This is a genomic window from uncultured Pigmentiphaga sp. (assembly GCF_937950555.1).
Classification (GTDB): Bacteria; Pseudomonadota; Gammaproteobacteria; order Burkholderiales; family Burkholderiaceae_B; genus Pigmentiphaga.
This window is the reverse complement of record NZ_CALFCW010000028.1, coordinates 1-7,154: the sequence shown is the minus strand read 5'-3', so window position 1 is coordinate 7,154 and position 7,154 is coordinate 1. Positions and strand designations below refer to the sequence as shown.

Annotated in this window: 6 protein-coding genes; 1 reads left to right on the top strand and 5 read right to left on the bottom strand. The window is 61.7% G+C overall.

The window, feature by feature from the left end; all coding sequences use genetic code 11:
- Window positions 1-186: 186 nt before the first annotated feature.
- From Q0319_RS06575 to Q0319_RS06555, 5 genes are read right to left on the bottom strand one after another with little or no spacing between them, the layout of a single operon-like run.
- Entirely contained in the window at window positions 187-1,122 is a 936-nt protein-coding gene (locus Q0319_RS06575) for an EamA family transporter (RefSeq protein ID WP_299451502.1), read from the bottom strand.
- 11 nt (window positions 1,123-1,133) lie between these two features.
- Window positions 1,134-1,970, bottom strand: coding sequence for an SDR family NAD(P)-dependent oxidoreductase (locus Q0319_RS06570; protein WP_299451501.1), 837 nt, complete (start codon window positions 1,968-1,970; stop codon window positions 1,134-1,136).
- A 2-nt stretch (window positions 1,971-1,972) separates the two neighbouring features.
- Window positions 1,973-2,944 (bottom strand): tripartite tricarboxylate transporter substrate binding protein, encoded by a 972-nt coding sequence (locus tag Q0319_RS06565; protein WP_299451500.1) that lies wholly within the window; start codon window positions 2,942-2,944, stop codon window positions 1,973-1,975.
- Between the two features lie 25 nt (window positions 2,945-2,969).
- On the bottom strand, window positions 2,970-3,689 hold the full coding sequence (locus Q0319_RS06560; RefSeq protein WP_299451499.1) for an SDR family NAD(P)-dependent oxidoreductase: 720 nt from the start codon (window positions 3,687-3,689) through the stop codon (window positions 2,970-2,972).
- 8 nt (window positions 3,690-3,697) lie between these two features.
- A complete protein-coding gene (locus tag Q0319_RS06555; RefSeq protein WP_299451498.1) occupies window positions 3,698-5,380 on the bottom strand; it encodes a thiamine pyrophosphate-binding protein in 1,683 nt (560 codons plus the stop codon).
- Between the two features lie 519 nt (window positions 5,381-5,899).
- Between Q0319_RS06555 and Q0319_RS06550 the strand changes: the two genes are divergently transcribed.
- Window positions 5,900-6,952, top strand: a complete 1,053-nt coding sequence (locus Q0319_RS06550; RefSeq protein WP_299451497.1) for a LacI family DNA-binding transcriptional regulator — start codon at window positions 5,900-5,902, stop codon at window positions 6,950-6,952.
- The last annotated feature ends 202 nt before the right edge of the window (window positions 6,953-7,154 follow it).

The window sequence follows — 7,154 nt, the reverse complement described above, 5'->3', positions numbered from 1 at the left end:
AGATCGATCGCAACATGGTGATGATGGGCGTAGGCACCGTCGATGCGCTATCGCGCGAGATGCTGGTGCCGGTTTGAGGACGGCGCGTCCCGCCCGCGCGAACGCGGCGACATTTCAGCGGCGCATTGAGCAGCTAAGCACGGAATGCGTTCCCCCCGGTCTGCAACCAGACCACCCGACTGGCCCTTAGGACTTGCGCGTCCCCGGGGGTTTCCACAACAACACGACGCCCAGGGATACGACGATGCACCCTGCTCCTGCCAGCTGCCATGGCGTGATGGTTTCCCCCAGCGCAAGTACGCCGGCCAGTAAACCGATGACAGGAACCCCTAGGCTGAAGGGTGCGATCCGGTTTGCCGGATGGCGGCGAAGCAGTCCCGTCCATAGAGCGTAGGCCAGGATGGTCGCGAACCATCCCAGATAGATCGCGCAAAGCCAGCTGGCCCACGAGGCTGATGTCCAGCCCCAGCGGGTTTCCACGGGATCGAGCATCCAGCTTGCCAGGCAGAACGGGATGATCGGCACCAGGCTGGACCAAACGACGAATTCAAGCGCGTTAAATCCCCCGATCCGCTGCTGAGCCTTGCGGGCTATGATGTTCGATCCTGCCCACATCGCGGCAGCTGCCAGATTCAGCAGGAACCCCGCCACCGTCGTCCCCGCGATCAGGGACCGCCCGGTGTGGCCGCCAGCATAGTTCATTGCAAAGCAGCCCAAGCCCAACGCGGCGCATGCCAAGCCCACCTGCAATGGCCGCGTCAGCCTTTCCTTCAGGAGCACGTACCCGAAGATCGCCGTAAAAAAGACTTGGGTCTGCATCAACACCGATGCCAATGCGGCGGTCATTCCCACCTTCAGCGCCAGGAAGAGTAGCCCAAACTGGCCTACTCCCTGGCACAGCCCGTAAGCCACCAGCCATTTCCATGCGTTCCTTGGCGCGCGCACCAAGAAGACCAGCGGCAACACGGCAAACACATAGCGCGCAGCGCCAAGCTGGAATGGCGTGAAGTCGACCAGCGCGACCTTCATGGTCACGAAATTCAGGCCCCAGATCACCACGACAGCGGCTGCCGAAAAGATATCGACCGCGCCCAGCGAGAATGAGGGCGACTGCGTGTTCAAGGCGCTTGTCCTCATGCCATCGCCTGCCCGCCGTTCAAATCCAGCGCCACTCCCGTGATGAATGACGCATCATCCGAGGCTAGGAACGACACGGCCGCGGCGACGTCTTCTACAGAGCAATAGCGGCGCAACGGGATATCGGCGAGGACCTTGGCACGCTCCTCTTCGGTCCTGCGTTCGGCCCAGAGGCGCCGCGTGCGTTCCGTCATGACGACACCGGGGCACACGCAGTTGACCGTGATCCCGCTGGGCCCGAATTCTGCGGCCATTTGCCGCGTCAAGGCGGCAACGGCCCCTTTGGATGCAGCGTAGTTGGCACCAGCGATCAAACTGGAGAAGCGTCCAGCCTTGGATCCGAAATTCACGATCCGGCCGTACCGTCTCTGCATCATGGATGGCAGGACCGCCTGGCTGGTCCATACCACCGACATGACGTTTAGCGTCATCACGCGCTCCCAGTCTTGCTCGTCCTCCTCCAGCAGCGGAAAAGGCGTATGCAGCGATCCGCCAGCGTTGTTTACCAGGATATCCAGGCATCCCACCTTGTCCAGGATCGCAGCCACGCCCGATCGTATACTGCCAGCGTCGGACGAATCCATGACGGCGTGGTGCAACGTAATCCCGCGGTCGCCGGCCGCGGTGCAGGCCCGCTCAAGCGCCTCGGCGTCCCGATCGGCGATCCATACCTGCGCGCCTTCCACTGCCAGGCGGATGGCAGTCGCAAAACCGATGCCGCGGGCAGCCCCCGTTACCAATGCCGACCGCGAAGCCAGCCGACGGCAGGCAACGGACAGGAGCCGCTCGGAGATCTCCGGGACGGTTTCCGAGTAAATCGAAGCGGCTGTCATGGTTATTCCGCCTTGATTCCTGCTTCTTGGATGACCTTGGCCCAGCGCTCGCTTTCCGCCTGGATCGCCTTTCGGAAATCCTGGGGCGAACCACCGACGGGATCGGCACCAACGCTTGCCAGCCGTTCCCGGAACTCGGGGTCTTGCAACGCCTCGTTGACGGCCTTGTTGATTTTTTCCACGATTTTCTGGTCAGTGCCGGCCGGCGCCAACAGCGAGAACCAGCCTCGGGATTCGAACCCCTTGACGCCCTGCTCGTCGAGCGTCGGAATGTCGGGTGCCGATTTCGAACGCTGCAGCGTCGTCACCGCCAGCGCCTTGACGGCGCCCGCACGGATCTGCGGCAGGGAGGCGGGTAAGTTATCGAACATCATTTCGATATGGCCCCCGAGGAGATCCTGCAGGGCAGGCGCGCTGCCGCGGTAGGGAATGTGCTCGATCTTCGCACCTATCATTGACGCGAACATCTCCGAAGACAAGTGCGGCGTCCCACCTACGCTGGAGGAACCATAACGAACCGTGCCGGGATTGTCCTTGATGTATTGGATCAGTTCGGGAACGGAGTTGACCGGCAAGTTTTTGTTCACGATCAGTACGTTGGGGACGGAAGCCACCATGACGACAGGCTCCAAGTCCTTCTGCGGATCGAACGGGATGTTCTTGAACAGCAGTGGGTTAATGGTGAGCGTCTGCGGCGCGCCGACGACGAGCGTGTAGCCATCGGCAGGGGACCGGACCACCTCGGCGACGCCAATGTTGCCACTTGCGCCGGAACGGTTCTCCACGACGAAAGGTTTTCCGAAAGCCTTTTGCAGACGCTCGGCTACCAGCCTTCCCGCCACGTCTGTCGCTCCTCCCGGCGGGAAGGGCACCACTATTTTCACCGGGCGGTTCGGATAATCGTCGGCCAAGGCCGACCCGCCCAGGCTGAACAACAGGACGGTAAGCGTCGCCGTGATCCATTTCTTCAACATAGGGGTCTCCTCTTGAATAATTGAACTAGTTCATCCACGTGCCGCCGTTGACATCCAGCGAGTGGCCTGTGATGTACCTGGCCGCGGAAGAAGTCAGAAATCGCACGGCTTCGGCGATTTCCGTTGGGGTGCCCAACCTGCCCAAGGGAATCTTTTGGGACAGCTCGGGCCAACGCTCCTTCGGAATCATCGTTCCTTCTATGGAACCTGGAACGACTGCATTGACCCTGACGCCTTTTGGCGCCAACTCGATGGCAAGCGACTTGACCAGGCTGAGGACGCCCGCCTTGGATGCGCAGTAGTGCGGTTTCGTGCCCGACGGAGAGGCCGACAAGGCGGCGTACCCCGTTCGGGCGGCCCGAGAGGCGATCATCACCAGCGAACCAGCTGTTTGGCACAGGTAAGGGATGGCCGCCTGCGCAACGAAGAACGCGCCGTTCAGGTTGACGTTAATGATTCTGACCCACTCATCGGGCGTGATTTCCTCGACTGGCTTTGCCGGTGCCGTGATCGCCGCGCAGTGAATGACGGCTTCCACTGGCCCCTGGTCGGCCGCATAGCGCATCATGGCGCCTGCGTCATTGAAATCGGCAACATCGGTTTCGATGAACGACACGTTGTCCGCCTTTTCAGGTGGGGGCTTGAGATCGCCGATGACGACCGAATGCGTCGCGCTGAAGTTCTGCGCGCACGCCCAGCCGATATTGCTTGCTCCGCCAGTGATGACCGCGACGGGTTTCTTCATCTCTGGCCTCAATAGTCAGACGCAGGAACGTGGCTTGCGGCCGTATCGACGTTGACGTCGATTACCACGGGAACTGTCGCGGATCGGGCGTCATTGAGCGCCTTGCGCAAGCCCTCATACGTGTTGACGCGGATCCCCTCACATCCCATGCCGCGTGCCATCATCGCGAAGTCGGTGTTGCTGAAGTCGACTGCGATTCGACGTCCCTTCATGTTGTCGCGCACCATGCCCAAGCCGTGGTTGTTAGCGACGATCACCGTGATCGGCAGGTTTTCCTGCACGCACGTCGCCAACGTACTGAAAGTCATGGCGGCGCCACCGTCTCCGATCAGGCTGATGACGCGACGCTCCGGGTAGACGAGCTTGGCTGCTGCTGCCGCAGGCAGCCCCCATCCCATACCGCCGATTCCGCCCGGCACGATCAATTGGCCCGGGGTCTTGATGCGCAATGCGCTAGTCGCCCAGATGCGGTTGTTTCCAGCATCCAGGGTTAGCATGCTATCGGGTGTAAGCGCTTCGTCGAGCGCGCGAATGATGTGCGTATAGTGCAAGGTGCCGTCTGCGACGGGCAGCTCCGGCAGCAAGTTGTAGCCGTTTTCTTCTTTGAGCCTTGCCAGGTGACGGATCCGCCCCGCCCGGGACGATTCGCCCAGGTCGTATTTGGCCAGCTCGCGCAAGAACTCCGCGGCATCCGCGGTGATAGCTTCGTTCACCGGCACCACCCAGCCCGCATTGCGGGCATCGATGTCGACTTGCACCCAGGTCTGGCTCGCCGGGTTCACCATTTTTTGGTCGCGAAAGCGCAGATAATCCGGCCCCAGACTAGCGCCCAGGACAAGGACGAGATCGGCGTTCTCCAGGCAGCGATTTGCGGTGCGCGATCCCCATGTCCCGAGCATGCCGGCCGAAAAGTCGCTGGTCTCGTCGACGACACCCTTGCCGTTGTAGCTGGTCGTCACGACAATGCCGGCGCGTCCTGCGACCTGCGCCAGCCGCTCGCGGCCGGCGTCGTTCTGCAGCCCGTTGCCCGCAATGATCACCGGACGGTCGGCTTGCGCGATGAGCTTTGCCACCCGCGCGACTGCCTCGTTGTCCACCGTGGGCGGGCAGTACTGCAGGTAGCCCTTGGAGGGATACAGCTTCACGCGTGGGTTCTCGACCAGCTCGCGCCTGATGATCGGGCTCTTCATGATGACCGCGGCCGGGCCGGTCCGCGGTAGCGATGCATGCTTGAACGCCAGCTGCAAGCCGTACACAGCCTCATGGGGCTCGGTCGCATAGGCGCAAAACTTCGTCATCGTCTTCATGACGGACTGAATGTCCGCGGCCCCATAATCGCCGGTCATCGTTTGGTAGACGCCGTACATGCCGAAGCCGTCGTAGCACGAGGTGTCCGTCAGGACGACCATGGGGGTGCCGGCAAAATATGCCTCCAGGATGCCGAATGCACCCGTGGTGCTGGCGAACGGCCCCTGCCCCATATACACGCCAGGTTTGCCAGTCAGGCGGCCATACACTTGTGCCATCACCGAGGCAACCTGTTCGCTGCGGGTAAGCACGACGCGCAGTTTGTCGCGCACCTCGTCAAACTCGTCCAGCATCCAGGTGATTCCCAGGCCGGGGAGCGTGAAAGCGTGAGTGGCGCCGCATTCGATCAAGGTCTCGACAACGGCTTTCTTGGTAGTGGTCATGCTCGACATCCTTAGAAAATGACATCAATGCAAACGATTGCATTTTGAGACGAACGAATCCCGGATCGGTAGGATTGGGTGCCAACGTGCCGGTGCTATTGCCGCGAGCGATTGGCAATGCGCACCGGATGCGCAAGGCGTCGGCTCGCCGAGCGCGCCAACGCGCCGTTGGGTATCCCCGTGCCGGCGAAACGGTCTTCGCGCCCATGGTGCTGTTCATCGAGGCGCGTACTACCGTAGCCTGCTCGAAGGGCCCGCTTACTGCCCCGTCCTTGCATATCCAGCAACAGCTGCGGGCATAGCAACGCCCGCAATGCAGCAGACAATGCGTTCGCGGCTACTGCATGGATTGCCTCCTGTGCAAGGCCTGGCCTGAATGGCCGGCCACGCCTCTCCGATCGTCGTTGCCCGACATCGTACAAACGTTTGCATTGCCTGGTCAAGGATTGCCGTAAAACCATGGATGAGCACGTAGTATATTTCTGACGTTCGTTTGCATCGAAAGGAGAAGGCCCTGATATGCCCGCCAGTTTGCAAGACGTGGCACGCATGGTCGGCGTTTCCATCAGCACGGTATCGCGCGCCTTGCACCGGCCGGAGATGGTGGATGCACGCACGCGCGAGCGCATCCACGCTGCGGTCAGCGCACTGGGGTATGTTCCGCAGGGGATCGGCCGCGCCCTGGTATCAGGCCGGACTCACACGGTGGGGGCTGTCGTGCCAAGAATTGGCGTGTCCGCGTTCGCGCAGACGATCCAGGCGCTGCGCCAAGGCCTTGGACAGGCTAACTACACGCTCCTGCTAGCGCAACCGCCACTCGCCGAACAACAGGATCCGCGCCCTCTCAAGACGCTGATCGAGCGCGGCGTGGACGGAATCGTGCTGCTCGGAAACGATTGGGCACCGGAGTGGCGCAACCTGATCGCCAAGCACAGCCTACCGGTTGTCACCATTTGGGCTGACGCCAAAGACGCTCCCGCCGGAGCGATCGGCTTTGACAATTACGAAAGCGGAAAACAAGCCGCCGGGCACCTGCTACGCCTGGGCCACCAAAGGTTCGCCCTGATCAGCGGAGACCTTGCTTCCAATGCGCGCGCGCGCCAGCGATATCAAGGCGTACTGGAAACAATCGCCTCCGGCGGAGGGGTCCTGTTACGCAAACTAATCATCGAAACGGATTATGGTTTCCCTGAGGGGTTCGAAGCCGCCCGACGACTTCTTGCCACCGGCGAGCCCTTTACTGCCCTCGTCTGTGGAAACGACTACCTGGCACACGGCGCCATGGCCTGCCTACGCGAACATGGGCTCCGCATTCCGGACGATGTTTCCGTGATCGGCTTTAACGACAGCGAATTTTCCCCGTACACCTGCCCACCCCTTACGACGGTCCACTTTCCGTCCCTGGAGATTGGCAGCCTCGCGGGAAGGACCATGCTCGATGCGATTGAATCGAAAAGTCCGATGCCGGCGCCGCAAATGCTTCCCACCCATCTAGTCGAACGGGCCTCTACCGGTGCTGCGAATGAAACCGCAACGGCCCCTCGCAGCCGCGTCGCATTCCCCAGAGGGTGAATGGCCACCTCTGGCATACTGCCCCCGGGCCGGCGCCCCAGCCCAGCCGGGTCGACTTGACGGACCCAACAAGTCACGCGCCGGCCATTTGATCAAAGTGCAATCATTCGCGAGGCAAGATGACCACGACTCGCCCGAACGCATATCGCGGCATTTTCCCCGTCGTCCCGACCACCTTCACGGAAAGCGGGGAGCTGGACCT

Coding starts and splice junctions, on each gene's coding strand:
- Q0319_RS06570 (WP_299451501.1), bottom strand. CDS start 1,970: ATGACAGCCGCTTCGATTTACTCGGAAACCGTCCCGGAGATCTCCGAG.
- Q0319_RS06565 (WP_299451500.1), bottom strand. CDS start 2,944: ATGTTGAAGAAATGGATCACGGCGACGCTTACCGTCCTGTTGTTCAGC.
- Q0319_RS06555 (WP_299451498.1), bottom strand. CDS start 5,380: ATGACCACTACCAAGAAAGCCGTTGTCGAGACCTTGATCGAATGCGGC.
- Q0319_RS06560 (WP_299451499.1), bottom strand. CDS start 3,689: ATGAAGAAACCCGTCGCGGTCATCACTGGCGGAGCAAGCAATATCGGC.
- Q0319_RS06550 (WP_299451497.1), top strand. CDS start 5,900: ATGCCCGCCAGTTTGCAAGACGTGGCACGCATGGTCGGCGTTTCCATC.